The sequence below is a fragment of the Myxococcus sp. AB025B genome (genome assembly GCF_006518215.1).
GTDB classification, from domain to species: domain Bacteria; phylum Myxococcota; class Myxococcia; order Myxococcales; family Myxococcaceae; genus Myxococcus; species Myxococcus fulvus.
This window is the reverse complement of the sequence record NZ_SRLW01000145.1, coordinates 1-25,012: the sequence shown is the minus strand read 5'-3', so window position 1 is coordinate 25,012 and position 25,012 is coordinate 1. Positions and strand designations below refer to the sequence as shown.

The window sequence follows — 25,012 nt, the reverse complement described above, 5'->3', positions numbered from 1 at the left end:
GCCCAGGCCGGGTCCGCGCCGGGGGCGGGGCGCTTCTCCGCGATGCGCGGCAGCATCCGCTCGGCGGGCACCGGCGGCGAGGACGTGGGCGGCAGCGAGTCCGTGTCCTCGGGCAGGGGCAGGGCCTTGCGCGTCTGCTTCTCCAGCTTCTCCTTCTCGCGAGCCTCCTTGAGGGCCAGCTTCGCGGCGGCGGCCTGCTCCTTCTCGTTCTGACGGGCCAGGCGCACGGCCTCCTCGGCCATGGCCTCCGCCTCGGCGGCCTCGGCCTCCTCGGCGGCGCGCTCGGCCTCGGCGAGCTCCTCCTCGTCGGCCTCAATCTGCGCGAGGAAGGCGGCCTCCTCGAGCTTCTCCTCGGCGGCGCGCTCCTGGCGGGCCTTGTAGGCGACCTTCTGCTGCTCCCAGAAGGCCTCGGCGGACTCGGAGACTCGGCGGCCCAGCACGCACAGTCCGGCCCACACCAGCGAGCACAGCTTGAAGAACGTGTACTGGGTGCCGACGATGAGCGCCGCGGCGCTGATGGCGGTGACGAGGATGACGGTGCCGACGGTGGAGAACAGCCCCTCCATGACGCCGCCCAGGCTCGCGCCCAGCGCGCCGCCGGGCGGGTGTGCCCAGCCCTTGTCGCCGGCGAAGATGAGCTGCGCCAGCACGGCCACGCTCGCCGTCAGCAGCACGAGGCTGACGAGCTGCGGCCCGCGCTTGCGCTCGCGGCTGCCCACGAAGAGCACCATCGCGGCGTAGACGCCTCCGACGGGTGCCAGGTAGGCGCACACGCCGAGCATCCCCCGCAGGGTCTCCGCGATGAGGTGGCCCATGGGGCCCACCGCGTTGCGGAAGCCCGGTCCGACCCGGTCATGGGCGTCGAACGTGGCCACCGACAACAATGACAGCAGGGACGCCGCCAGCAGGAAGACACCGGTGATGGCTCGGGCCGTCGTGCCGTCGCCGCCGTCGACCCCCGCCTTGCGCCGTTTGTCCGCGAGCGCCTTGCGACGCGTCGCGATCTCCTGCCGGGACAGCACTGCCTTCTCCGCCCGACCCTTCTTCGCCGTCATGACCTTCTTCCCTCTGCGCGTCTCAGCCGCGTAGCGGGCTGTAGCAATGCCCGCGACGAGTGTAGGGAGGGAGGGGGTCCGGTCAATTTTCCGGCTGCCGGACAGGGGGCCTACATTTCGGCTGCGCGTTGCACCAGAGGGGGTATGGTGCCGCAACGATTTCCTGGAGGTACATCGCCATGGCAGACAACGACAAGCCGTCCTCGAGCGAAGAGGAGTACTTCGCCCGCGAGGAGATTGAGAAGAAGCGGAAGCTTGCGCTCCAGCAGGCCGCCGACACGGCCCAGGCCCAGCGCGACGAGCTCAAGAAGCTCCACTGGATGAAGTGCCCCAAGTGCGGCATGGACCTGCAGACGCTCAAGCAGGGCAAGGTCGAGCTGGAGACGTGCTTCAACTGCGGCGGAGTCTTCCTGGACGCCGGCGAGCTGGACCAGATGGTGGCGCAGCACGGGCACGAGGGTGGCGGCAAGGTGATGGGCGCCATCCTGAACCTCTTCAAGAAGAAGTAGACCCGAGGTCCCGAGGAGGTCTGCGGGCATGGCCCTCACGCTCGAGCAGGTGCGACACGTGGCCACGCTGGCGCGGCTGGCGCTGACTCCTGAAGAGGAGCAGCGCCTGGCCACGCAGCTGTCGGCGGTGTTGGACGCGGTGGCGCAGTTGCAGACCCTGGACGTGGGGGACGTGGAGCCCACCTCGCATGCCACGCTCACGGCCTCGCTGCTCCGCGAGGACGTGACGCGGCCCTCCCTGCCGCCGGAGAAGGTGCTGGCCAACGCCCCGGCGAAGTCGGGGACCTCCTTCGCGGTGCCGAAGATCATCGACTAGCCGGAGGGGTTCCACGTCATGCAGCTGACGGACCTGACGATGCTGGAGCTCGCGCGGAAGCTGGACGCGGGCGAGGTGTCCTCCGTGGAGGCCACCCGCGCGTGCCTGGCGCGCATCCAACAGGTGGACCCGCGGATTCGCGCCTTCCTGCGCGTGGACGAGCCGGGCGCGCTGGCGGCCGCGGAGGCGAGCGACGCCCGGAGGCGCGCGGGCACCCCGGCGAGCCCGTTGGACGGCGTGCCGGTGGGGCTCAAGGACCTGTTCCTCACCGAGGGCGTGGAGACGACCGCCGGCTCGCGCGTGCTGGAGGGCTTCGTGCCGCCGCTGGACGCGACGGTTGTGCGGCTGCTGAAGGAGGCGGGGCTGCCGCTGGTCGGCAAGCTGAACCTGGACGAGTTCGCGATGGGCTCCTCGAACGAGTCCAGCGCGTACCACCCGACGCACAACCCCTGGGACGTGACTCGCACGCCGGGAGGCTCCTCGGGAGGCTCGGCGGCGGCGGTGGCGGCGCGCGAGGTGTTCGGCGCGCTGGGCACGGACACGGGCGGCTCCATCCGTCAGCCCGCGGCCTTCACCAACACGGTGGGGCTCAAGCCCACGTACGGGCGGGTGTCCCGGTACGGCGTCATCGCGTATGCGTCGTCGCTGGACCAGCCGGGGCCCATGACGCGCACGGTGGCGGACGCGGCGGCGCTGCTGCAGGTCATCGCGCGGCACGACCCGCTGGACGCGACGAGCGCGCCGGCGAAGACGCCGGACTACTCGGCGGAGCTGGAGAGCGGGGTGCGCGGGCTGAAGCTGGGCGTGCCGCGCGAGTACTTCGCCGAAGGCATGGACCCGGAGGTGGAGGCGGCCGTCCGCGCCGCGCTGGCCGAGTACGAGCGGCTGGGCGCGACGCTGGTGGACGTGTCGCTGCCGCATACGCCGTACGCGCTGGCGACGTACTACCTCATCGCGCCCGCCGAGGCGTCCAGCAACCTGGCGCGCTACGACGGCATCCGCTACGGCCTGCGCGCGAAGGACGCGCGGGGGCTCAAGGAGCTGTACGCGCAGACGCGCGAGCGGGGCTTCGGGCCGGAGGTGAAGCGCCGCATCATGCTGGGCACGTACGCGCTGTCCGCCGGCTACTACGACGCCTACTACCTGCGCGCGCAGAAGGTCCGCACGCTCATCCGCGAGGACTTCACGCGCGCCTTCCAGGGCGTGGACGCGCTGGTGGCCCCCATCTCCCCCGTGGCGCCGTTCAAGCTGGGGGAGAAGGTGGATGACCCGCTGTCGATGTACCTGATGGATGTCTACACGCTGCCCTGCAACCTGGCGGGCATCCCTGGCCTGTCGGTGCCCTGCGGCTTCACGAAGGCGGGGCTGCCGGTGGGGTTGCAGGTGCTGGGGCGGGCCTTCGACGAGGCCCTGCTGCTGCGCATCGCTCGGGCCTTCGAGCGTGAGCACGACTTCTTCCGCCGCCTCGCGCCTGTCCCGGCGTAGGGCCGCTTGGTGACACCGCCATGCCCGTGAGCGATTTCCAGCCCGTCATCGGCCTCGAGGTCCACGCGCAGCTCCTCACGCAGTCCAAGATTTTCTGTGGCTGCTCCACCGCGTTCGGCGCCGAGCCCAATCGGAACACCTGTCCGGTGTGCCTGGGCATGCCCGGCGTGCTGCCCGTGCTCAACGAGCGCGTGGTGGACTTCGCCATCCGCGCGGGGCTCGCGCTGGAGTGCCGCATCAACGCCAGGAGCGTGTGGAGCCGGAAGAACTACTTCTATCCGGACCTGCCCAAGGGCTACCAGATTACCCAGTACGACCTGCCCATCTGCGAGTTCGGGCGCCTGGCCATCGAGACGCCGCGGGGGGAGAAGGTCATCCGCGTCCGCCGCATCCACATGGAGGAGGACGCGGGCAAGAGCGTGCACGACGGGGACGGGGGCCAGAGCCTGGTGGACCTGAACCGGGCGGGCGTCCCGCTGATTGAGATTGTCAGCGACCCGGACCTGCGCGACGCGGACGAGGCGGTGGAGTACCTCAAGGCGCTGCGCGACATCCTCGTGTACCTGGGCGTCAACGACGGCAACCTGGAGGAGGGCAGCTTCCGCTGCGACGCCAACGTGTCGGTGATGCCCAAGGGCTCCGACACGTTCGGCCAGCGCTGCGAGCTGAAGAACCTCAACTCGTTCCGCTTCGTGAAGCAGGCCATCGAGTACGAGATTGCCCGGCAGGTGGACGTCATCGAGTCCGGCGGGAAGGTGGACCAGGAGACGCGGCTGTGGGACCCCAACAAGGGCGTCTCTCGCTCCATGCGCAGCAAGGAGGACGCGCACGACTACCGGTACTTCCCGGAGCCGGACCTGCCGCCGCTGCACGTGACGACGGAGGTCGTGGAGGCAGTGGGCAGGTCACTGCCCGAGCTGCCGCGCGCGAAGCTCCAGCGCTTCGTGAGCCAGTACGGGCTGCCCGCGTATGACGCGCGCCTGCTGACCACGGAGCGCCCGCTCGCGGACTTCTTCGAGGCGTGCGCCCAGCGCTACCCGGACGCGAAGAAGCTCTCCAACTGGTTCCAGGGCGAGCTCTTGCGGTTGCTCAAGGAGTCGGGCACCACCGTGGGCGAGCTGCGCTTCACGCCCGCACAGCTCGCGGAGCTGCTGACCCTGGTGGACCAGGGCACGGTGTCCGGCAACGCGGGCAAGGACGTGCTCGGGGAGATGTTCCGCACGGGCGCCGCGCCCGCGGACATCGTCGCGGAGAAGGGCCTGGCGCAGGTGAGCGACACGGGCGCCATCGAGGCGGTGGTGGACGACATCCTCGCGAAGAACCTGGGCGAGGTGGAGAAGTACCGCGCGGGCAAGAAGCAGGTGTTCGGCTTCTTCGTGGGGCAGGTGATGCGCGCCATGAAGGGCAAGGGCAACCCCGCGCTCGTCAATGATTTGCTGAAGAAGAAGCTCGGCGACTGACGACGCGAGCCCTCTTCCGCAAGAAGGGCTCCGCATGCGTGAGGGCCCGTCGTGGGTTGGCTTGGGTCGGCGCCGATGCGTGAACGCAGGACGCCGACCCTCGCCTCACGAGGACCGTCGCGCGTTGGAGGCGATGTTCAGGGCGCGAGCGCGTGACGCGCTCATCACCTTGCGAGGACGTGCCTCGGGTTGGCGCTCGTCAGGCGGCGCAGACCGGTACGAGCGCGTGAAGCACTTCATCGGCTCGTGAAGGCTCCGCTCGTGCGAGGACTCGCGTCGTTCCCTCGCTTGTGCGCTCGACGATGAGCGAGGGCGCCTCGAAGCGTTGGTCGAACAGCTCACCCGCGAGCTGCGCCGTCACGGTGTAGCGGACGTGACGCAGGCCCGGGAGTTGCCCGAAGAGTCCCTCGTCGAGCGAGCGTTCATCCCAGTCCCCTGGATGCGCGGAGGGATGGGCCACCACCTGCGCGCGCCATGCGTCCAGGTACTGTGCGCAGGGGACGAACCAGGGCTCCTTCGACGTGCGAGGTCGCGCGGCACCGTCGTAGCCAAGCAGTGTCCCCAGTCTGCCGAACGGCGTGTCGATGAGCGTCAAGTCCTCGGGCCGGCCGGGGCTCAGGCGCAGGCGGTCCTCGCTCGCAGGCAGGAGGTTCACCTTGCGCGCCGTGGCCACGCGGACACCCTCGGGTGAGAAGGTGTGGCTGGTGTTGAAGATGCGCGCGCCTCGGGGCTCGAAGTCCGGGCCGTCCTTGGTCAGGCGGTTGTCGGGAAGCAACGCGCTGCCCGCGACGACCCACAGGCCGAAGTCCCGGGCGATGGCGGAGAAGGTCTCGTGCATCACGCGGTGCACGCGCGACGCGAGCGTGGCGTGCAGGCACTCCACCATCGTCGGCGGGTGGAGCTCCTTCCACGTGCGCCACACGTCCCACCACTCCGCGCGCGCCACCCGTCGCAGCGCGCTCCTCACCGTCGTGTGGCGCCGCACGCGCCGCACCTGGCCCAGCAGCTCCAGCGGCGCGCCCACCCACTCGGGCCACACGGCGAGGGCGGGATGGCGCGGACGACCTGCCTCGTCGCGGGTCCGCAGGCGGTCCACCCGCTCGGCGAGCGCGCGGTGCCTCGCGGTGAAGGAGGAGGCGGAGGCGTAGTCCTCCAGCGCGATGCGCGGCTGGAGGGCGAACAGCTCCACATGCGTGGGCAGGCGTGCTTCGTCCACGAGTACATCCAATGCCCGGTGGGACGCGCGCGTCGGACACCGGGCGGTGAGGGACTACTTGATGAGCCCGTTCTCGCGCAGGCGCTGCTGCAGGAAGGCGCCGGCGGTGATGGGCCCGTGGCGGGCGGGGTTCTCCGGCGTCTGGGTGCAGGGCAGGGGCTCCAGCACGCAGTCGGAGTAGGGGTGCACGAAGAAGGGCAGCGAGTAGCGGACGGTGTCCTCGTCCGCGCTCTTCGGGTTCACCACCCGGTGCGTGGTGGCGGGGATGATCTCGTTCGTCACGCGGCTGAGCATGTCGCCCGAGTCCACGACGATCTGCCCTCGCAGCGTGTCCACCGGCAGCCACTCGCCATCGCGCGTGAGCAGCTCCAGGCCGGACGCGGTGCCCTCGCACAGCAGGGTGATGAGGTTGATGTCCTCGTGCTCGGCGGCGCGCACGCCTCCGGGGATGAAGCGCTCCTTCAGCGGCGGGTAGTGGATGAGGCGCAGCACGGAGTTGCCCTCCGTGGCCATGCCGCTGAACGTGTCGCGTGCCACGCCGAAGAACTCGGCCAGCGCGTGGAGCATCACGCTCGCGGCGCCGTCCAGCTCGCGGAAGAGGGCGAGCGCGTGCTCGCGGAACGAGGGGACCTCGCCGGGCCACACGTTGGCGCCGTAGTGCTTCAGGTACGGGTGGCCTTCGGGCAGCTCGCGGCCCACGTGCCAGAACTCCTTCAGGTCCCCCACCTTGCGGTCCTTCGCGTGCTCCTTGCCGAAGCCCGTGTAGCCGCGCTGGCCGGCGAGCTCCGGCACCGCGTAGCGCGTCTTCACGTCCTCGGGGAGCTGGAAGAGCTTCTCGATGTCCGAGTAGGTGCGGCGGATGAGGCCATCGTCGATGCCATGCCCCACCACGGAGACGAAGCCGAACTCACGCAGACCCTCGCCGAAGACTTGGACGAAGCGGGCTCGCTCGGTGGGAGTGCCGGTGCGGTAGTGGGACAGGTCGATGAGGGGGATGCGGCGTGAGGTTCCGGACATGGGCGCCGCACTCTAATCGAGCGTGATGGATTGTCGGCACCTTCAGCGTCCGCCGGAGGACCGTCTCCTGGCACCGCGGCGCGAGAGCCCACTTCGCCAGCCGACATCACCGGAGGCCGGCAGTGGCCCCGCCTGGACGTGAATGTCCAGATTAGCTGGGCAGGCCCGGGGGAGTGGCATGGCCCAGGAGAGCAGCGCTGATGCGTGCGAGGCGTGCGGCCACCGACATGGGTCGGCGTCGTCATGCTCGACGCTGGTCCGAGCCGAAGGCGAGAGCGTGCCCGCCCGGCCCCGCTGTTCGTCCGTCTCCGTGGAGGTGGACCCGCTGGTGGGCACGAAGCTGGGGAGCTTCCGGCTGGTGCGTCGGCTGGGCCGAGGGGGCATGGGCGCGGTGTACCTGGGCGAGCACGTGTCCATCGGCAGCCGGGTGGCGGTGAAGGTGCTGCACGAGCACCTGGCGACGTACCCGGAGCTGGTGCAGCGCTTCCACGCGGAGGCGCGGGCCGTGAATGTCATCGGCCACGAGAACATCGTCAGCATCTTCGACCTGAACGCGGGGCCGCCCAGGCCGTACCTCATCATGGAGTATCTGGATGGGGCGCCCTTGTCCGCGTGGGTCGGCTCGCCGCTGCCGGCGCCGGCGGTGGTGTCGGTGCTCTCGCAGGTGTGCGACGCGCTGCAGGCGGCGCACCTGAGCGGCATCGTCCATCGCGACCTGAAGCCGGACAATGTCTTCCTGGTGCGGCGCGGGCGGGGCACGCCGTTCGTGAAGGTGCTCGACTTCGGCATCGCGAAGCTGGCGGACGCGAACATGCCGCAGACCCACGCGGGCATCATCGTGGGCACGCCCGAGTACATGGCGCCCGAGCAGTCCCTGAGTCGACGGGTGGATGGCCGCGCGGACCTGTATGCGCTGGGGGTGATTGCGTATCAGCTGGTGACGGGGCGGCTGCCGTTCGAGGACGAGGGGCTGACGGCGCAGTTGGTGGCGCATCAGATGCGGGCGCCGCCGCCGCCCCGGTCCGTGCATGCGGCCGTGCCCGTGGCGTTGGAGCGGGTCATCCTGCGCGCGCTCGAGAAGGCGCCTGAGCAACGGTACGCGACGGCGGCGCTCCTGCGTGCGGCGCTGGAGGGGGCGCTGGCCGAGGAACTCCATGTCCGGTCGCGGCAGGCGCGGCCCGTGGAGCCCGCTGTTCGAGCCCGGAGTGTTCCCGCACCCGTGGCGGGGCCGGGGCCCGTGGCGGGCGAGGGGAGGAACGCGCTTCCCGTGCCGGTGATGCTGGAGACGGACCTTCCCGAGCCCGTGTCGAACGGGAGTGTGGCGCCGCGACAGGGCCGGCCCGTGGAGGGCGTGAAGCCGACTGGGGCCCGGCCTGTGGAGGGGGCGAAGCAGCACGGGGCACGGTCCGAGGAGGCCCGTCTCTCGCCGCCGGGACTCGTGCACGCGGTGGGCGAGGTGTCGATGTCGGGAGGCCCGCGACCGTCGCCGCGCGCCCAGGTGTCGCGGCCTGTGGATGCGAGGGGGGCGGGGGCGCGTCCGTCTCCGCCTGTGCCCGTGCAATCGCCGATGGGGGCGATGCCAGCGGGGGCGCGTCCGTCGCCATCCGTGCCCGTGCAATCGCCGGTGGGGGCGATGCCAGCGGGGGGGCGTCCGTCGCCGTCCGTGCCCATGCCATCGTCGATGGCAGTGGTGCCATCTGGGGCGCGCCCATCTCCGGCTGTGCCCGTTCACTCGCCGGTGGGCGCGATGCCACCGGGGGCGCGTCCGTCGCCGCCGGTGCCGGTTCACTCGCCGATAGGCGCGATGTCGCTGGGGGCTGGGCCTGCCCCGATGCAGGCTCGGCCGTCCGTCGAGGCGCGACCTGAGGACTCTCGACGTCCTTCGCCGTCGTCGACGGGACAGGCTCGACCGTCCAGTGATGAGAAGTCGGCGGAGCTTCGAAGCCCCGCCCCGTCGCAGGATGGGCACGCTCGACCGTCCGTCGGCGAGAAGTCAGCGGGGGCCCGGCGTCCTTCGCCATCGCCCCACGCACAGTCCCGGCCGTCCATCGACGCGAAGCCGGCAGCGGAGGCTCGTCGTCCTTCGCCATCGCCTCATGCACAGGTCCGACCGTCCATCGACGCGAAGCCAGCAGAGGAGGCTCGTCGTCCTTCCCCGTCAGGGATGGCTTGTCCACGCACCGACGAGATGCCGGCGGAGGCTCGTCGTCCGTCGTCCCCGGGCAGCCCACCCCGAGCGTCCGAGGTCGCGCCCTCCGGGCGCCCATCATCCGACAGACGCGATGCTCCGATGCCCGCCACACCGAACCACCGCGCGTCGGCTGCTCCGCTGTCGTCCGGACGGAGCGGTCCTCCCGTCCCCACGCCGAAGGGGGTCGCAGCGTCGGAGGACTCCGTCGCGCCCTGGTCCCCGGTCGCGAGCCTCGCCTCCCGGAACTGGGGTGCCGCCGTCCAGCACGCTTCGGGCGCTTCACCTCCGGTCCTCCATCCCTCCGTCGAAAGCGCCCAGCCCAGCCCCAGCGAAGTCTCACAAGCCGCCCGGCCGCGCACGGTGGAGCTTCCCGTTCGCGTCGTGCTGCGCCCGGGCGAGACGCCGGTCTGGCTGACCGCGTCCGACCTGTCTCGCGGTGGGTTGTTCCTGCGCAGCGACGGCCTGCTGCCACCGCTGTTCGCGCGACTGCCGCTCGTGCTGGAGCTGGAGTCGGGCCCGCAGTCCGTCGTCTGCGAGGTGGTGCGCCACGTGCCCGCGGAGCAGGCCCAGGTCTGGGGGATGCCCACCGGCTTCGGCGTCCAGTTCATCGAGGCCACCCTGGCCCTCAAGTCCTCCGTGGACGCACTCCTGCGCGCGGGTCCTGGCAGACGGGTGGCTCCGCCCGCGGCCGCCTCACCTTCGGAGGACACGGAGGCCGCCCGCGTGCTGGAGGCCTACCGGGCCCGCTTGACGGGGGACCACTACGCCGTGCTGGCCGTCCCCCCCGACCTGGACATGGGCTCCCTGCGCCGTTGCACCCGCGAGGCCCGAGCCACCCTGGAGTCCCTGCGACAGCGTCCGCTGTCCTCCGCGCAGTCCCTGCTGCTCGACTCGGTGCTCACCCGGCTGCACGAAGCAGGGGAGGTGCTGGGCACCGTGACACAGCGGGCGCTGTACGACGCCTGGCGGGGCAATCACCGGGGCGTCGCGCGCTGCCTGGAGGCAGGGCTCACGTCCGAGCAGCTGGAGTCCCTCCGCCGCGAGTTCCTCACCCGGCGGCCCCAGTCCGCGGGCATGGCGCGCGTGCACTACCTGTCCGGCTCCGCCCTGGAGCGCGAGGGCCAGCTCGCCCGCGCCCTGGAGACCTACGAGCGGGGCCTCGCCCTGGACCCCCTGGAGTCCAGCCTCCACCACCGCTACCGCAGCGTCCGTCGCGCGCTGGACGCCCGGGGCGCCGCCGCGGAGCCCTCGAACGAGAGGGCCCGGCCCCCCTGAGGGGAGCCGGGCCCGGTGCCACCAGCTCGGACGGCGGGCTACCCACCGGCCGCCGCGGCGCAAGCGGCGCTCAGGCCCTCTGCCCGCTGGAAGCAGGCGCTGAACTGATCAACCCACTCCATCTCGGCGCCCACCCGGCAATCGGGCAGGCCCCGGATGCAGTCCGCCACGTCCCGCAGGCGGTCCTTGTCGCTGTCCGAGCAGGCCTCCAGTGCGTCCTCGCAGCGACCCTTGTCGAAGTCCTCCTCGTCCATCCCCGTGTCGGTCCCACAGGCCTCCGTCTGATCGTTCACCGCCCGGCTCGCGTCGGCCAGGTCGTCGCAGACGTCGTCGCCGCCACAGCCGACGCCGAACAAAAGGGTGCCGGCGGCCACCAGGCCGTACATGAGTTTCTTCATTGTGGAATTCCCCCCGGGGGTTGATGGTAGGACGGTGTGAGGCCGGGCGTTTTCGGCCGGACCCTCAGGTAGGGGCTCCTGGGCGCGGGGGCAATCTGCACCGCCGGACGAGATGATCCAGCATCCGTCTTGACTCCCCAGGGCATCTCCCGTAAATCCGGCCGTCCTTTGCGCTAGGGCGGCCCGTCCGTCCGAAATGCGCGGCCGATTCCACGGGTTGACCCAACCCGAAGCTGACAGGGGTTAGACGATGTACGCAGTGATTCGCACGGGCGGAAAGCAGTATCGCGTCGCCGAGGGCGATGTCCTCCGGATCGAGAAGATCGCCGGCGACATCGGGGCCGAGGTGTCCTTCACCGACATTCTCCTGCTGGGCGGTACGGACAGCCCGAAGGTGGGCCAGCCGACGGTCTCCGGCGCTCGCGTCGTGGGCAAGGTCCTGGCGCAGGACAAGCACCGCCGCGTCCTCCACTTCCGCAAGGAGAAGGAGGGTTGGACCCGTCGCCGTGGCCACCGTCAGCCGTATACCGAGGTGAAGGTCACCTCCATCTCCGGCTAGTCCGGACGGTTTCACCTCAACTTCAGGAGCAAGGTGTCATGGCCCATAAAAAAGGTCAGGGTTCTTCGCGCAACGGTCGCGATTCCAATCCGCAGTACCGCGGCGTGAAGGTGTACGGAGGCCAGGAGGTCTCGGCCGGCAGCATCCTGGTTCGCCAGGTCGGCACGGTCATCCACGCGGGCGCCAACGTGAAGCTCGGCCGCGACTACACCCTCTATTCGGTGGTGGACGGCGTGGTGAAGTACGAGCGCCTGGGCCGTGACCGCAAGAAGGTTTCGGTCTACCCGGCCGCTGAGCAGCCCAGCGCCTGACGGTTTCCCGGTCCCCTGAGGGCCGGTCGCCGCGCGGCATCCACGAGCGGGTCGCTTCTCCCGTCCCCGCGCCTTCTGGCGCACAGGACGCCGAGGCGGCCCGCTCTGCGTTTTTCAGGAGAGCTTTCATGAAGTTCGTCGACGAGGTCCGCATCTTCGTGAAGGCGGGCGATGGCGGTAACGGTTGTGTGTCCTTCCGCCGTGAGAAGTTCATCGAGCGCGGGGGGCCCAACGGCGGTGACGGCGGCAACGGTGGCTCCGTCATCTTCGTGGCGGATCCGCAGCTGACCACGCTGCTCGACTACCGCTACCAGCAGCACCATCGCGCGAAGAGCGGCGAGCACGGCATGGGCAACGACTGTAACGGTCGTGCCGCGGAGGACATGATCCTCAAGGTGCCGGTGGGTACGCTCGTGAAGGACCACGCCACGGAGGAGCTGCTGGTGGACCTGAGCCAGCCGGGGCAGGTCTTCGAGGCGGCGAAGGGCGGGCGGGGCGGCCTGGGCAACATGAACTTCGCGACCTCGACGCGGCAGACGCCGCGCTTCGCCCAGGACGGGACGAAGGGCGAGGAGTTCACGCTACGGCTGGAGCTGAAGCTGCTGGCCGACGTGGGTCTGCTGGGCTTCCCCAACGCGGGCAAGAGCACGTTCATCTCGAGGGTGAGCCGGGCGCGGCCGAAGATCGCCGACTACCCGTTCACCACGCTGGCCCCCAACCTGGGCATGGTCCAGTACAAGGACCACCTGTCGTTCGTCATGGCGGACATCCCCGGCATCATCGAGGGCGCCAGCGAGGGCGTGGGCCTGGGGCACCAGTTCCTGCGGCACGTGGAGCGGTGCAAGGTGTTGATCCACCTCATCGACATGGGCGCGGAGGGCGAGGGGCGCGAGCCGCTGCACGACTTCGACGTGCTCAACCGGGAGCTGGAGAAGTACAGCGAGGAGCTGTCGAGGCGGCCCCAGGTCGTCGCGGCGAACAAGCAGGACCTGCCGGACGCACAGGCGCGGCTGGGGCCCTTCACGGAGGCCCTGCGAGAGCGCGGCATCCGCGTGTTCCCGGTGTCGTGCGCCACGGGCGAGGGGATGCAGGCGCTGATGGACGCGGTGGCGGAGGTGCTGTTCACCGGCCGCACCGACAAGCTCCAGGTGGAGGCGCCGCCTCGGGCCAAGGGCGCGGCGAGGAAGTCCGGGGCCTCCGTGGCCAGGGCGACCATCGCGGCGGTGCGCGAGGCGTTCTCGGGCGACGAGGCTCCGAACACGAAGAAGGCCCCGGCGAAGAAGGCCGCCAAGGCGAAGAGCTTGAAGGCTCCGGCGAAGAAGGCCGTCAGCGCGAAGAAGAAGCCGGCCACGAAGAGCGCGAAGGCTCCGGCGAAGAAGCCGGCCGCGAAGCGCACCAAGGCCGCCGCGAAGAGCACCAAGGCCGCCGCGAAGAAGGCCCCGGCGAAGAAGGTCGCCGCGAAGAAGGCTCCGGTGAAGAAGGCCGCCACGAAGAAGGCTCCGGCGAAGAAGCCGGCCGCGAAGAAGGCCCCGGCGAAGAAGTCGGGCGGGAGGCGCTGATCCGATGTCCGGTGGTGGCCCTCGCTACGAGCGCTTCGAGAAGGACAAGCTGGAGCCCGAGCAGTTCCTCCTCGACGTGCGCAAGGAGAAGATCGACCGCGTCGTCAGCCAGCGCACGCGCAACTTCACGGTGGTCCTGGACCGGCTGGAGGACAGCTTCAACATGGCCGCGGTGCTGCGCACCTGCGAGTCCATGGGCGTCCAGGAGGTGCACGTCGTCATCAACCCGGAGGCCCCCTTCCTGCCGAACTCGAGGGTGGCCCAGGGCTGTGACAAGTGGCTGGACGTGAAGCTGTACAAGTCCTTCGCCGAGTGCCGCGAGCACCTGAAGTCGCGGGGCTTCCAGCTGTACGCCTCGGCCATCCGCGAGGGCGCCACCAGCCTCTACTCGCTGCGCTTCGACCAGAAGGTGGCCATCGTCCTCGGCAACGAGCGCTACGGCGTCAGCGACGACGTGCTCAACGCCGTGGACGGCACCTTCTGGGTGCCGATGAAGGGCTTCAGTCAGAGCCTCAACATCTCCGCGGCCGCCTCGGCGTGCGTCAGCCGGGCGATTGCCTGGCGGGACGAGCACCTGGAAGGCGGCTCGGGGGACCTGCCGCCCGAGGAGGCGCAGGCCCTGCGCGAGCGCTTCTACGTGCTGGCCATCAAACAGAGGAAGCGGCTCTTCAAGAAGCAGCCATGAATGCCGGCCCCCCGGGGCGCGTCGGTATGGGGTAGATGGACGCCGGGGGCCTACCTGCCCTCCTGGAGACGCACGCCATGTTCCTGGAAACCCTGCTCGCCACGCTCCTGTCCGCGCAAGCCGTGCCGCAGTCCTCCGCTCCCGCTCCGGCCGCCACGGTGGCCCAGGGAGCCCCGGCGGGCGCTGGAAAGCCCCGGGTGACCCCGTCCGAGGCGGCGAAGACTCCGGCGCCCTCCGGTGTGAATCCGGCCGCTCCCGCGCAGGCGCCGGGCAAGCCGGCCACGACGCCCGCGCCGGCCGCCGAGACGAAGCCCGCGGCGAAGCCGGCCACGCCGATGACGCCCGAGGTGAAGACGCTCGTCGACCGGATGCAGGCGTTCTACGAGAAGACGGGCGACTTCCGGGCGAGCTTCAAGCAGGACTACAAGTACAAGACCTTCCGCCGGACGCAGTCGTCCGAGGGCGTCGTCACGTACAAGAAGCCGGGGCTGATGCGGTGGGAGTACCAGACGCCCTCCGCGCGCACCTTCGTGCTGGCCGGCAACAAGGTCTACGCGTACGACCCCGCGGCCCAGTCGCTCACGGTGGCCAGCGTGGACACCAGCCAGCTGTCCGCGTCGGTGACGTTCCTCTTCGGCCAGGGGCGGCTCGCGGACGAGTTCGCCATCACCAAGGGCGCCTGCAAGGACTGCAAGGGGACGCTGCTGGTGTTGAACCCGCTGAAGGACGAGCCGCGCTTCAAGCAGGTCCGGCTGGAGGTGGACCCGGCGTCGGCCCAGGTGCTGAAGAGCACGGTGGTGGACCCGGATGGCAGCGAGAACACCATCTCCTTCGTGAACCTGAAGACGAACGTGGGCCTGTCCGCGGACAGCTTCAAGCTGGATGTCCCGGACGACACGCGCGTGGATGACTTCACCAAGCAGAAGAAGCAGTAACCTGCGCGGCGTGCGCGGCGCGTTCCTGCTCTGGCTGTGTCTGGGTGTGGTGGGCTCGGGATGTCACCGGGAGGTGGCATCCGGCCCGTCGTCCCGGACCGAGGGGCTGGTGGGCCGCACGTTGCCTCTGTTGGCCTCGCCCGCGTTGAGGCTCACGGTGGCGGGGAAGCTGGGGACGCGCACGGTGCCCGTGGTCCTGGACGTGGCGCGGCCCCTGTCGATGGTCTCCCAGGAGTGCTTCGAGGGCGGCATCCCTCCTCCCGAGGGCACCGTGCGCGCGCCCGAAATCGCCGGGGGCTTTCGTGCCTGGCCGGTGGTGCCGTTGCCCGCGCTCACGGTGCGCGGAGCCTCGGTGCCGCTGCGCACGGCGGGCGTGTCCGGGGAGAAGCCCTGCTCGGTGACGCTGGGCTCGGACGTGCTGGAGCCCTACGCGCTCAACGTGGACCCCTTGCGTCGCGAGGTGACCTTCACGGCCTCTCGGTCGCGGGAGGCGTATGTGGCGGAGACCTCCGCGTCGGACGCGGCGCGGGAGGTCCACCGCGTGGAGCTCAGCCGCGAGCCGGTGGGAGACTGGCCGTTGCTGGCCGCTCGGGTGGCACAGGGGGAGTCGGAGCTCACGGGCCCGTTCGTGTTGTCGACGCGCGAGCCCTTCTCGCGCCTTGCGCTGGGGCCCGCGGAGGCGCAGGGGCTGCAGCCGCTGGAGACGGCGGCGAACCTGCCGCCGCGCACCTTCGCGGTGGACTCGGTGGACGTCGCGGAGGGCGTGGGCGTGCGGCCTCTCGTCGTCGAAGCGGCGGGGCGATGGGACTCACCGAGCAGCCTCGGCCGGCTGGGCCCGGATGTCTGGGGGCGCTTCACCGCGACGCTGGACGCGAAGGGCGGGGTGCTGGTGCTGCGCAGGCCCCGGGTCCTCGCGTCCGAGGCTTCAGTGTCGAGGGGCACCGAGGCGCCCGGCCCGGACGAGGTGGAGAGGGCGGGGCGGATGCAGGGCAGCTCTCCCGACTCGGGCATCGCGTCGGGAGGAGGCGCCTCGTCGAAGGGGGCTCGTCCCGACGGCCTCTCCACGCCAACGCCAGGACCTGTAGTCGAGTTGGAGGGCACGCATAACGCCGCTCCTGCTGTATCGAAGCCCGGGCCGGCGGCTACACCGACGGAGGTCTCTCGGGAGGCCTCCAGCCCGTCGGGAGCTCCATCTTCACGGCTGACACCGCGCCAGCGCTGCGCGGATGCACACGGTGTCTTCAGCGAGGAGGCCTGTTACGGGCTCCATGTGCGCCGCGAGCCGGACGGGACGGTCTCCGTGGTCGGCGCGGTGTTCCGAGACCTCCCAGAGGGAGGCCGGGTGCATCTGGAGCCGGTGGGTGCGGAGGGGCAGCGACTGGAGTCGGGCTGCGCGGTGGGCCTGAGCTTCCCCGCCACCAGCCGAGGTCTCACGACGCAGCACCGTCTGCCCTGGCCCTCCCTGGCGCAATCGCTGCCCGCGTGCCACGCCGCGCTCACGCAGGCGAAGGACTTCCGGCTGTCCCTCTACGAGGAGGCCCGTCAGCCCGAGTGCCCCACGGCATGCGCCTTCGTCACCGAGACGGCCACGCGCCGCACGGTGTGCGAGTGCCAGCCCACGCCGCTCGGAGAAGGCGTCGCGGCGCCATCCCGCAAGAAGTCCTCTCGCGAGCCCCCGCCCGAGGAGCGCGAGCTGGAGCCCGAGGACCCTCGGTAGTCGCGCGCGGGCTCGCGTGACACGAGCCGAGGCCCCGTGCACCCGCGTGAGCGGGCGCGACCTGTAGCGCATGACGGGCCGGTGGCCTCGCGACGGCGCGGCACTGTCGAGGAGCCTCGCTCCCTCCAGTCACCGGCTCCTTCCTCGGGGCCCCGTCGCGAGTACGGTGAGCTGCCCCGAGGCGCGGGGGGCCGAGGAGCCACGCTCCCTCCAGGCACCTCACCCAAGGCAGCCAGACGCCCGGGCCCCGTCGCGAAAGGCGCGCGGCCCGGGATGCTTCACGTCTACTCCAGCCGCGTCACAGGCCGGGGCGCGGGCACCACCGGCACGGGGGCCGGGTGCGCGTCACGCGCCACGTGCTGACGCTGCTTCGGGTCCGGCCGCTCCACCACGCGCGCCACCAGGTCGTAGTCGTGCGCCTCCGTCACCTCCACGGTGACGAGCTCACCCGGGTACGCCAGGCCGTCGTTGATGTAGACCAGACCGTCGATCTCCGGCGCCTGCCCCTGGTGACGACCCACCAGCAGGTGCTCCGTCTCCGGCGCCGGGCCCTCCACCAGGACCTCCAGCCGCTTGCCCACGAGCTTCTTGTTCTGCTCGCGGTTGATGCGCTTCTGGATGGCCATCACCTCGCGCCACCGGCGCTCGATGATCTTCTGCGGCACCTTGTCGGGCAGGTCGTACGCCGCCGTGCCCTCCTCGTCGGAGTATTGGAAGACGCCCAGGCGCTCGAAGCGCTGCGTCTTCACGAACTCCTTCAACATCTCGAAGTCCTCCTCCGTCTCACCCGGCAGGCCCACGATGAGCGACGTGCGCATCACCAGCCCCGGCACGCGCTCGCGCAGCTTGGTGAGCAGCCCCTTGAGGAACTCCGAGTTGCGGCCGCGCTTCATCGACAAGAGCAGCTTGTCGCTGACGTGCTGCACCGGCATGTCCAGGTAGCGGGCAATCTTCGGCTCCGCCGCCATCACCTCGATGAGCTCGTCAGGGAACACGCGCGGGTAGGCGTAGTGCAGGCGGATCCACCGCACGTCCACCTTCACCAGCGCCTTGAGCAAATCATGCAGCTTCGGGCGGCCCGGCAGGTCATGCCCGTACGCCGTGAGGTCCTGCGCGACCAGGTTCAGCTCCTGCACGCCGCTGTCCGCCAGCCGCTGCGCCTCGATGACGATGTCTTCGATGGTGCGCGAGCGCTGCCCGCCGCGCAGCGTGGGGATGATGCAGAACGCGCAGGCGTTGTCACAGCCCTCGGACACCTTGAGGTACGCCGTGTACTTCGGCATCGAGTTGATGCGCGGCGTGTCGGCGTCGTGGATGTAGTCGGGGTCCGGAATCACCTGACGCGGCGACGCCTCGGCCGCCAGCAGGTCGCCAATCTGGGCGTACGCGCTGGTGCCCAGGAAGTGGTCCACCTCCGGCATCTCCTTCGCCAGCTCCTCGCCGTAGCGCTGGGACAGACAGCCCGTCACCACCAGCGTGCTGCAGCTCCCCGACTTCTTCAGCTCGGCCATCTCCAGGATGGAGTCCACCGACTCCTGCTTGGCCGGACCGATGAAGGCGCACGTGTTGACGACGATGACCTGCGCCTCGGAGGCCTCCTGCACCAGCGTGTAGCCGCGGTGCTTCAGCGTGCCGAGCATCACCTCGGAGTCCACCCGGTTCTTCGGGCAGCCGAGGGTCATCATGTACAGGCTCTTGGTGGTTTCCACTGCGGTCTACCTGCTTCCCAGTTCGGTTCGCGTGAAGTGGTCCCCACTCCAAACGAAGTTCATCATCGCGCCGTTCGAGTAACGGATGGTCAGCCCGTCCTCCTCGTCCAGCTCCACCGAGGACGCGCGCCCCAGCGCGCAGGTGGCGGCCGGCCACTCGAGCACCCGCCGCGCCGTCTTCCCCGTCACGAGGTAGAGCCCCAGCCGCAGCTCCGTCTCGGCGTCGCATTGACCCGCGACGGCATATGGATTCTTCCCCGAGAGCACCGTCACGAAGGACAGCTCGCCTGTCAGGCTGAGGGACTCGGGGACGTTCACGTTCACCGACTTGGCGTCCACGGGCTTGCCCACCACCAGCTCGCGCAGCGACTCGGGGGACAGCTCCTCGTCCCCCTGCGCCCAGGCCGGGTAGCTGAGCAGGTCCCACCCCAGCCAGCCGGTGGCCGCGGGCTCCAGCGCCGTCACGGACTCGGGCGGCTTGAGCTTGAGCGCCTTGCGAGGCTCGTCCGGCAGCCGCAGCGCCTCGCCCACCATGGTGCCGCTCTGGCAGTTGGAGACGGGCACGCCCTTGCCCTCGCCGTCCTGGTCCTCGTAGGTGATGCACACGTCCATCACCATCGGGTCGACGGAGGGGAAGCGCGGCAGCGCGCGCACCGGCACCGCCGCCACCAGCGACAGCGTGGTGCCCCGGCGCTCCACCGCCCCGTTCACCTTCTGCTGGGCGAACTCCGGCGTCCCGCTGGTCGCGCCCGAGTCCCGCTTGCCGTCGAACCCGAAGCGCCACGTGTAGCCCGTCGTCAGCGGGCCCGTGTCCGGGAAGTAGAGGGACAGCGTGACGGTGTCGCCCGCGAGCAGCTGGTCGTCCTTGGCGTCCACGCCCACGTAGAGCGTGTCCTTGCGGAAGCCCACCTTGGCGGTGAACGACGCGCTGGCGCCGGACACGTCCGTGGACTTGAGCGTCAGCGGCGAGGCGAAGCCCTTCAGGCCGCCCTGCAGCTTCGGCGGCTTGGACATGTTGGGCACCAGCTTGGACGGCCGGGGCGGGGGAAGGGCTTCGTCCTGCGCGGAGGCAATGGCCGGGACACAGAGCAGACAGCAGAGGGACAGGGCAGCGACTCGCATGGCTTCTATCAATCGCGGAAGTTGGTGAACTGCATGTCCAGCTTCAGCCGGTCCTGCTCCTTGCGGAACAGGGCGATGGCGGCCTGGAGGTCGTCCCGGTTCTTCCCGGTGACTCGCAGCTGGTCGGCCTGGATGGAGCCCTGCACCTTCATCTTCGAATCCTTGAGGAGCTTCACCAGCTCCTTGGACTTCTCCACCGGGATGCCCTGCTGGAGCTTGATGACCTGCTTCACGTTGTGCAGGCCCGTCTTCTCGATGTCGCCGTAGTCGAGCGCGTTCAAGCTGATGTTGCGCTTGGCCAGCTTCGCCAGCAGGACGACCTTGGCGGCCTTGACGTGGTCCTCGCTGTTGGCCTTCACGGTGATGGCCGTGTTGTCCGGGGCGATGACTACGTCCGCCTGCGCACCCTGGAAGTCATAGCGGGTGCTGAGCTCCTTCTTGGTCTGGTTGACCGCGTTGTCGAGCTCGGCGATGTCGATTTTCGAGACGACGTCGAACGAGGGCATGGGCAACAGCGGCGCTTAACACACCTACACCCTGACGACCATGGGCACCACCAGGGGGCGCTTGGAGCTGTACAGCCGGAACGCACGGCGCACCACCCGGGTGAGTTCCTCTCGCACCAGGGCGTCGTCGCCCCGCAGCTGGACGGACAGCTCCTCGAAGAGCGCCCGGGCGTCCTGGGCCACCCGGGGCAGCAGCACCTGTTCATCCAGCGACAGGCCCTGGCCCGACAGCTGGGGGCCGCCCACCAGCTGCTGCGTGCCCCGCTGCAGCACCACCACGGCGGCCACCAGCCCCGTCTCCGACAGGCGGACCCGCTCGTGGAGTGTGTCCGGTGTCACCATGCCGCCTCCGAAGCGGTCCTTGAAGATGCGGCCGGAGGGCACGCTCCCGGTGAAGCGGCCTCGGCCCTCCTCGAAGCCCACGACGTCGCCGTCCTGGGCCAGCAGGCACTGCGCGGGCTCCAGGCCGGCCTCGCGGGCGGTGGCCAGATGTCGGTGCAGGTGGCGGCCCTCACCGTGGACGGGGATGAAGTGGCTGGGGCGCACCAGCTCCAGCACGCGCTGCTGCTGGGGCCGGCTGGCGTGGCCGGACACGTGGACGCCGGGCTCCACCTGGGCGTACACGACCTTCGCGCCCCGCCAGTGCAGCTGGTCGATCAACGCCCCCACGCCGCGCTCGTTGCCGGGGATGGGGCGGGAGCTGAGGACCACCAGGTCCCCGGGGCCCACCTTCAGCGGCCCGTCACCGGAGGCGAGCTGCGACAGGCCCGCGCGGGGCTCTCCCTGCGCGCCGGTGGTGAGCACGAGCACGCGCTGGGCGGGGAGCAGCGGCACCGTGTCCAGGTGCACGAAGAGCGAGTCGGGCACGTCCAGGTAGCCCAGCTGCCGCGCCATCTCCACGTTGCGCTGCATGCTGCGGCCCTGCAGGGCCACCTTGCGCCCCAGCTTCTCCGCGAGCGCCAGCAGGTGTCGCACGCGGTGCAGGTTGGAGGAGAACAGGGCCACGACGATGCGGCCGGTGGCCCCCTGGAACAGGCGCTCGAAGGTCTGCTCCACCACGCGCTCGCTGCCGGTCTCCTCCGTCAGCTCGGAGTTGGTGGAGTCCGACAAGAGGCACAGCACGCCCTCCTCGCCAGCCTCGCCCCAGCGCTCCAAATCGGTGCGCAGCCCGTCGATGGGGTCCGGGTCCAGCTTGAAGTCGCCGGTGTGGATGAAGGTGCCTTCGGGCGTGCGGATGATGAAGCCCACCGCGTCCGGCACGGTGTGCGTGACGCGGCTGGCCTCCACCTTGAACATGGTGCCGACGTTGAACGGCTCGCGCGGCTCGATTTCGCGCAGGTCCGCCTCCACGCCCAGCTCGTCCAGCCGGTGGCGCGCCATGGCCAGCGTGAAGCGCGTGCCGTACACGGGCACCTTCACCTCGCCCAGCAGGTAGGGCAGCGCGCCCAGGTGGTCCTCGTGGCCGTGCGTGAGCACCACGCCCTTGAGGCAGGCGGCGTTCTGCTTCAGGTGGGTGAAGTCCGGGATGATGATGTCGACGCCGGGCATCCCCTCGGAGGGGAACATCAGGCCCGCGTCGATGAGCAGCATCTCCCCGTTGCAGGCGATGACCAGGGAGTTGAGGCCGATTTCTCCCAGGCCGCCCAGGGGAATGACTTGAAGCATCTGGGGGAGTCTAAGGACTCACCCCGCCTCGCGCGGTGGAAAGTTTCGCCGTGACATCCATGAAGGGGCCGCGGACCCCGGCGATGAACCTGGACGGCGGGCGGCCTAGGAGAGACGGATGGGCAGGCCGCAGCCGCAGGGCGACGCGGGCCGGGCGGTGGCGCCGGTGCCGAAGAGGTCCGGGTAGCGCAGCCAGGGCTTCTGGGCGACGCCGCTCCAGGGCTCCAGCTTCGAGTGAGGCGTCCAGGGCCTGAGCGGCAGCCTCAGGAACGGCCGAGGGGGCTGCCCGGAGAGTCGGATGGGGAGCCCCGCGCCCTCCAGCCTGTGCCCGTCGAACCTGTCCCGGCGAGGGGTCGAGGGTGCTCCCGTCTTCGGTGACGCGGGCCGGGGCGCCGGGGGAGTGGGCTTCGAGGTGGCCGGGCGTGGACCCATCCTGGCGGCGGACTTCGATGGCTTGTCGATGCTCATGACGCAATCCCCCATCGCGTGCGGTGCCTTCAGTGAAAAGGCTTGCATGGGGAGTATCGGGCGAGGCCGGCGCGAAGGTGCTTGGGATGGTTTTCGAGGGTTGGCTTTTCAGGGACGTGACACGGGGCCGGTGCTCATCCAGTCCCGGACGCGGCGGGCCTCGGCGGTCCAGAGGTCCGGCGTGGCCTCGTAGAAGCCCAGGGCCTGCTGCGCGAGCGAGCGCGCGCGGGAGGACTCGGCGGTGCCGAGGGCGCGGGCGAGTGCGAAGCGGGTGGCGGCCAGGTCCTCTCCGAGGCCCGGCGTGGTGGCCCGCAGGGAGAGGGCGCGCTCCAGCGTGGCCCGGGCCTCGCGGGTGCGTCCCAGCGCGAGCTGCGCGAGGCCGAGCGTGGTCAGCGGCGCGGCCTGGTCGGGGTGGTCCTTCTGGAAGGCCTCGTAGGCGCTCACGCTGCTGCGGGCCAGCTCCACTGCGTCGCGCGTGCGTCCCTCGCTCAACGCGAGCTGGGCCAGGAGCGCCCAGTCGGACGCGGTCTCCGGATGCGTGGCGCCGTGGGTCTTCAGGTCCAGCGCGAGGGCACGCTCCCGCAGCGGACGTGCCTCCGTGAAGCGACCGAGCGATTCCAATGCGGTGGCGAGATTGTTGAGGGGATAGCTGAGCGTCGCGCTGTCGGGGCCCATGGCGCGCTCCTCCAGGGTGATGGCCTGGCGCAGGTAGGGCAGGGCCTCGTCGAAGCGGCGGCGGAGCGTCAGGTGATAGCCGACGGCGTTGGCGGCCAGGGCCGTCTGGGGGTGGTCGGGCCCCATCACCACCTTCGTGAGGTCGAGCACGCGGTGGAGCAGCTTCGAGGTGCGCTCCGTCTCATCGGTGCGGGAGAGGGCGGAGGCTTGATTGCGCAGGGACTCGAGCGTGAGCAGGTGCTCGGGGCCGTGCGCCTGTTCGCGCAGGGCCGCCGAGCGACCGAAGGCCTCCGCGGCCTCGGCGTACTGGCCGCGGAAGAACGCGTTGCGCGCGAGGCTCGTGTGGAGCAGGGCCTCCAGCTCCGGGGCGCCCCCCGCGCGCTCGATGCTGGCGCGGGCCTGCGCGACGCCCCACTCCTCGAGCTCGGGGGAGCGCGAGAGGGTGGTGACCCAGCGGGCGGCGGCGCGCGCGGCGACCTCGTCATGGCGCGTGGCCTGGGCGAGGAGCAGGGCCTCTCGCAGCGCCTTCTGCGCGCGCGCTTCGTCTCCGAGCACCAGGCCCAGGCGTCCCTCCAGCTCCAGCGCCTCCGCGAGCACGGGGCGGTAGCCGAGCGCGCGGGCCTGGACGAGCAGCGCCTGGAGCTCCGTGTGGGCCTGCTCGTAGCGGCCCGCGTCCACCAGGGCGGTGGTGCGGTCCAGTCCGGCGCGGAGGCGCTCCACGCGCTGGCGTTGCTCGCTCGACTCGGGGAGGCCCAGGCGCAGGGCGTCCACGTTCGCGCAGTCGTCGACGGAGGGCAGCCGCTGGGCGGCGTCCAGCGCGGTGGCGAAGGAGGCTTCGTCCGTCTGCGCGAGCACGCCCACCACGGCGTCGAGCGTCGAGCGGCGCCGCTCCAGGCACGCCATGCGCAGCGACAGCACCGCGTCGGATTGGTGGCCATGCACACGGGTGGCCTCGCAGGCCTCCAGGTGCATGCGCGTCCAGTCCTGGGCGAAGGTGTCCAGGCTCTGCGTCACGCGCGACAGCAGCTCGGGGGCCTGGGGCTTGTGGGTGGCGGAGAACGCCTTGCTCACGGCGTCCCTGCGCGAGGCGTCCCAGATGCCCGTCAGCCGCGCCCCTGCCTCCAGACAAGGCGCGTGACGGCGATTGCCCATCCACCACGCGACGCCGATGGCGCCGTAGAGCACGAGCACGCCGGCGGCCATGATGCCCCGGCGTCGCCAGATGACGGACGGGTCCTTGCTCAGCTCTGTGAGCAGGGCCTCCATGGAGGGGTAGCGGGCGTCGGGGGTGGGCGCGAGTCCCCGGCTGATGGCGCGCAGCAACCACGCGGGGACGCGGCTGCCTCGCGGAGGTGGGCGCACGTTGCCGGCGAGCGACTCGCGCAGGTAGACGCTGGCGGCCTTGCCCTCGAAGGGGAGCTGTCCGTAGAGGGCCTCGTAGAGCGAGGCGCAGAAGCTGAACTGGTCTCCGCGCGCGTCGGTGCGTCCGTCCTCGTGTTGCTCGGGCGGCATGTACGCGGGGGTGCCCATGACGAGGCCCGCCTCGGTGAGCGGGGACTCCAGGAGGTCTTCGCGCCTCAGGGCGAGCTGGGAGGGCGCGGTGGGGCGGCCTTCCTCGGCGGCGTCCTGGTCCGCGCTGTTGCGCGCCAGTCCGAAGTCGGTCACCTGGGCGCGGCCGTCGCGGCTGACGAGCACGTTGGCGGGCTTGAAGTCACGGTGGACGAGGCCCGCGGCGTGCGCGGCGGCGAGCCCCTTGCCGGCCTGGCGGAAGAGGTCGAGGACGTCGCGCCAGGAGTGGTCCGTGGCGCGCAGCCAGTGGCGCAGGGACACGCCGTCGACCAGCTCCATGGCGATGAAGACGCGGCCGGCGAAGGTGCCCGCGTCGTAGACGGAGACGACGTTGGGGTGGGAGAGGCGGGCCATGGCCTGGGCCTCTCGCAGCAGGCGCGTCGCGCCGTCGGCGCGGACCACGGTGTTGGCGCTCGGGTGGAGCAGCTTGATGGCGACGCGGCGGTGCAGCTCCGGGTCGTAGGCGTTGTAGACGACGCCCATGCCGCCCGAGCCCAGCTTGTCGAGGATGTGATAGCGGCCGACGAGCGTCCGCGAGGGAGCCTCGATGGATGGCGGCTCCGACGATGGGCGAGGCACACGCTGGCTGTAGCCAGGTGGCGGCGCGACC

The 25,012-nt window shown here is 70.7% G+C and carries 21 protein-coding genes; 11 read left to right on the top strand and 10 right to left on the bottom strand.

All coding sequences use genetic code 11. The features are described from left to right. On the bottom strand, positions 1–1,055 hold a 1,055-nt coding region (locus FL311_RS23510; RefSeq protein WP_194869341.1), incomplete at its 3' end, for a DNA translocase FtsK 4TM domain-containing protein. Positions 1,056–1,234: 179 nt separating this feature from the next. Between FL311_RS23510 and FL311_RS23505 the strand changes: the two genes are divergently transcribed. Genes FL311_RS23505 through gatB form a run of 4 tightly spaced genes read left to right on the top strand, consistent with a single transcriptional unit; the run spans position 1,235 to position 4,825 of the window. Then, complete coding sequence (locus FL311_RS23505; RefSeq protein ID WP_141328100.1) at positions 1,235–1,564, top strand: zf-TFIIB domain-containing protein; 330 nt, start codon at positions 1,235–1,237, stop codon at positions 1,562–1,564. A gap of 28 nt (positions 1,565–1,592) precedes the next feature. Next, complete coding sequence (gatC, locus tag FL311_RS23500; protein ID WP_141328098.1) at positions 1,593–1,880, top strand: Asp-tRNA(Asn)/Glu-tRNA(Gln) amidotransferase subunit GatC; 288 nt, start codon at positions 1,593–1,595, stop codon at positions 1,878–1,880. 18 nt (positions 1,881–1,898) lie between these two features. Beyond that, complete coding sequence (gene gatA / locus FL311_RS23495; protein WP_141328096.1) at positions 1,899–3,365, top strand: Asp-tRNA(Asn)/Glu-tRNA(Gln) amidotransferase subunit GatA; 1,467 nt, start codon at positions 1,899–1,901, stop codon at positions 3,363–3,365. A 20-nt stretch (positions 3,366–3,385) separates the two neighbouring features. Further along, on the top strand, positions 3,386–4,825 hold the full coding sequence (gene gatB, locus FL311_RS23490) for an Asp-tRNA(Asn)/Glu-tRNA(Gln) amidotransferase subunit GatB (RefSeq protein WP_141328094.1): 1,440 nt from the start codon (positions 3,386–3,388) through the stop codon (positions 4,823–4,825). A gap of 199 nt (positions 4,826–5,024) precedes the next feature. Here gatB and FL311_RS23485 read toward each other — a convergent pair whose 3' ends face one another. Both FL311_RS23485 and FL311_RS23480 read right to left on the bottom strand, forming a co-directional pair. Then, positions 5,025–6,041, bottom strand: coding sequence for a carbon-nitrogen hydrolase family protein (locus FL311_RS23485; RefSeq protein WP_228557022.1), 1,017 nt, complete (start codon positions 6,039–6,041; stop codon positions 5,025–5,027). 54 nt (positions 6,042–6,095) lie between these two features. Then, positions 6,096–7,058 (bottom strand): isopenicillin N synthase family oxygenase, encoded by a 963-nt coding sequence (locus FL311_RS23480; protein ID WP_141328092.1) that lies wholly within the window; start codon positions 7,056–7,058, stop codon positions 6,096–6,098. Positions 7,059–7,335: 277 nt separating this feature from the next. Here FL311_RS23480 and FL311_RS46325 point away from each other — a divergent pair, with 277 nt between their 5' ends. Continuing rightward, positions 7,336–10,524 carry a protein kinase gene (locus FL311_RS46325; RefSeq protein WP_368668584.1) on the top strand — a complete coding sequence of 1,063 codons (3,189 nt, stop codon included), beginning with the start codon at positions 7,336–7,338 and terminating at the stop codon, positions 10,522–10,524. A 38-nt stretch (positions 10,525–10,562) separates the two neighbouring features. Here FL311_RS46325 and FL311_RS23465 read toward each other — a convergent pair whose 3' ends face one another. Next, a complete protein-coding gene (locus tag FL311_RS23465; protein ID WP_141328090.1) occupies positions 10,563–10,922 on the bottom strand; it encodes a hypothetical protein in 360 nt (119 codons plus the stop codon). A 250-nt stretch (positions 10,923–11,172) separates the two neighbouring features. On the opposite strand from FL311_RS23465, the gene rplU reads away from it, so the two are divergent. The 6 genes from rplU (at position 11,173) to FL311_RS45270 (ending at position 16,688) form a co-directional block, all read left to right on the top strand. Then, on the top strand, positions 11,173–11,481 hold the full coding sequence (gene rplU / locus FL311_RS23460; RefSeq protein ID WP_141328088.1) for a 50S ribosomal protein L21: 309 nt from the start codon (positions 11,173–11,175) through the stop codon (positions 11,479–11,481). Between the two features lie 38 nt (positions 11,482–11,519). Further along, on the top strand, positions 11,520–11,792 hold the full coding sequence (rpmA, locus tag FL311_RS23455) for a 50S ribosomal protein L27 (protein WP_046711556.1): 273 nt from the start codon (positions 11,520–11,522) through the stop codon (positions 11,790–11,792). A 128-nt stretch (positions 11,793–11,920) separates the two neighbouring features. Further along, positions 11,921–13,351 (top strand): GTPase ObgE, encoded by a 1,431-nt coding sequence (obgE, locus tag FL311_RS23450; protein WP_141328086.1) that lies wholly within the window; start codon positions 11,921–11,923, stop codon positions 13,349–13,351. 4 nt (positions 13,352–13,355) lie between these two features. Continuing rightward, positions 13,356–14,036 (top strand): RNA methyltransferase, encoded by a 681-nt coding sequence (locus FL311_RS23445; RefSeq protein ID WP_046711558.1) that lies wholly within the window; start codon positions 13,356–13,358, stop codon positions 14,034–14,036. A 77-nt stretch (positions 14,037–14,113) separates the two neighbouring features. Continuing rightward, positions 14,114–14,971, top strand: a complete 858-nt coding sequence (locus FL311_RS23440; RefSeq protein ID WP_194869340.1) for an outer membrane lipoprotein carrier protein LolA — start codon at positions 14,114–14,116, stop codon at positions 14,969–14,971. Beyond that, positions 14,943–16,688, top strand: coding sequence for a hypothetical protein (locus FL311_RS45270; protein WP_228557021.1), 1,746 nt, complete (start codon positions 14,943–14,945; stop codon positions 16,686–16,688). Before FL311_RS23440 ends, FL311_RS45270 begins: the two co-directional genes overlap by 29 nt. Positions 16,689–16,972: 284 nt before the next feature. Here the strand turns inward: FL311_RS45270 and rimO are convergent, their stop codons facing one another. From rimO to FL311_RS23400, 6 genes are all read right to left on the bottom strand, one after another. Then, entirely contained in the window at positions 16,973–18,397 is a 1,425-nt protein-coding gene (gene rimO, locus FL311_RS23425; protein WP_141328084.1) for a 30S ribosomal protein S12 methylthiotransferase RimO, read from the bottom strand. Positions 18,398–18,403: 6 nt separating this feature from the next. Next, positions 18,404–19,519, bottom strand: coding sequence for a hypothetical protein (locus FL311_RS23420; protein ID WP_141328082.1), 1,116 nt, complete (start codon positions 19,517–19,519; stop codon positions 18,404–18,406). Between the two features lie 8 nt (positions 19,520–19,527). After that, positions 19,528–20,025 carry a YajQ family cyclic di-GMP-binding protein gene (locus FL311_RS23415; protein ID WP_046711562.1) on the bottom strand — a complete coding sequence of 166 codons (498 nt, stop codon included), beginning with the start codon at positions 20,023–20,025 and terminating at the stop codon, positions 19,528–19,530. Between the two features lie 24 nt (positions 20,026–20,049). Continuing rightward, on the bottom strand, positions 20,050–21,690 hold the full coding sequence (locus tag FL311_RS23410; protein ID WP_141328079.1) for a ribonuclease J: 1,641 nt from the start codon (positions 21,688–21,690) through the stop codon (positions 20,050–20,052). Positions 21,691–21,795: 105 nt separating this feature from the next. Further along, the gene (locus tag FL311_RS23405) at positions 21,796–22,158 is read right to left on the bottom strand and encodes a hypothetical protein (RefSeq protein ID WP_141328078.1); all 363 of its coding nucleotides are present in this window, start codon (positions 22,156–22,158) and stop codon (positions 21,796–21,798) included. 108 nt (positions 22,159–22,266) lie between these two features. After that, positions 22,267–25,012: tetratricopeptide repeat protein (locus tag FL311_RS23400; RefSeq protein ID WP_141328076.1), on the bottom strand; the 2,746-nt coding region annotated here is incomplete at its 5' end.

Coding starts and splice junctions, on each gene's coding strand:
- FL311_RS23505 (WP_141328100.1), top strand. CDS start 1,235: ATGGCAGACAACGACAAGCCGTCCTCGAGCGAAGAGGAGTACTTCGCC.
- gatC (WP_141328098.1), top strand. CDS start 1,593: ATGGCCCTCACGCTCGAGCAGGTGCGACACGTGGCCACGCTGGCGCGG.
- gatA (WP_141328096.1), top strand. CDS start 1,899: ATGCAGCTGACGGACCTGACGATGCTGGAGCTCGCGCGGAAGCTGGAC.
- gatB (WP_141328094.1), top strand. CDS start 3,386: ATGCCCGTGAGCGATTTCCAGCCCGTCATCGGCCTCGAGGTCCACGCG.
- FL311_RS23480 (WP_141328092.1), bottom strand. CDS start 7,058: ATGTCCGGAACCTCACGCCGCATCCCCCTCATCGACCTGTCCCACTAC.
- FL311_RS23465 (WP_141328090.1), bottom strand. CDS start 10,922: ATGAAGAAACTCATGTACGGCCTGGTGGCCGCCGGCACCCTTTTGTTC.
- rplU (WP_141328088.1), top strand. CDS start 11,173: ATGTACGCAGTGATTCGCACGGGCGGAAAGCAGTATCGCGTCGCCGAG.
- rpmA (WP_046711556.1), top strand. CDS start 11,520: ATGGCCCATAAAAAAGGTCAGGGTTCTTCGCGCAACGGTCGCGATTCC.
- obgE (WP_141328086.1), top strand. CDS start 11,921: ATGAAGTTCGTCGACGAGGTCCGCATCTTCGTGAAGGCGGGCGATGGC.
- FL311_RS23445 (WP_046711558.1), top strand. CDS start 13,356: ATGTCCGGTGGTGGCCCTCGCTACGAGCGCTTCGAGAAGGACAAGCTG.
- FL311_RS23440 (WP_194869340.1), top strand. CDS start 14,114: ATGTTCCTGGAAACCCTGCTCGCCACGCTCCTGTCCGCGCAAGCCGTG.
- FL311_RS45270 (WP_228557021.1), top strand. CDS start 14,943: ATGACTTCACCAAGCAGAAGAAGCAGTAACCTGCGCGGCGTGCGCGGC.
- FL311_RS23420 (WP_141328082.1), bottom strand. CDS start 19,519: ATGCGAGTCGCTGCCCTGTCCCTCTGCTGTCTGCTCTGTGTCCCGGCC.
- FL311_RS23415 (WP_046711562.1), bottom strand. CDS start 20,025: ATGCCCTCGTTCGACGTCGTCTCGAAAATCGACATCGCCGAGCTCGAC.
- FL311_RS23410 (WP_141328079.1), bottom strand. CDS start 21,690: ATGCTTCAAGTCATTCCCCTGGGCGGCCTGGGAGAAATCGGCCTCAAC.
- FL311_RS23405 (WP_141328078.1), bottom strand. CDS start 22,158: ATGAGCATCGACAAGCCATCGAAGTCCGCCGCCAGGATGGGTCCACGC.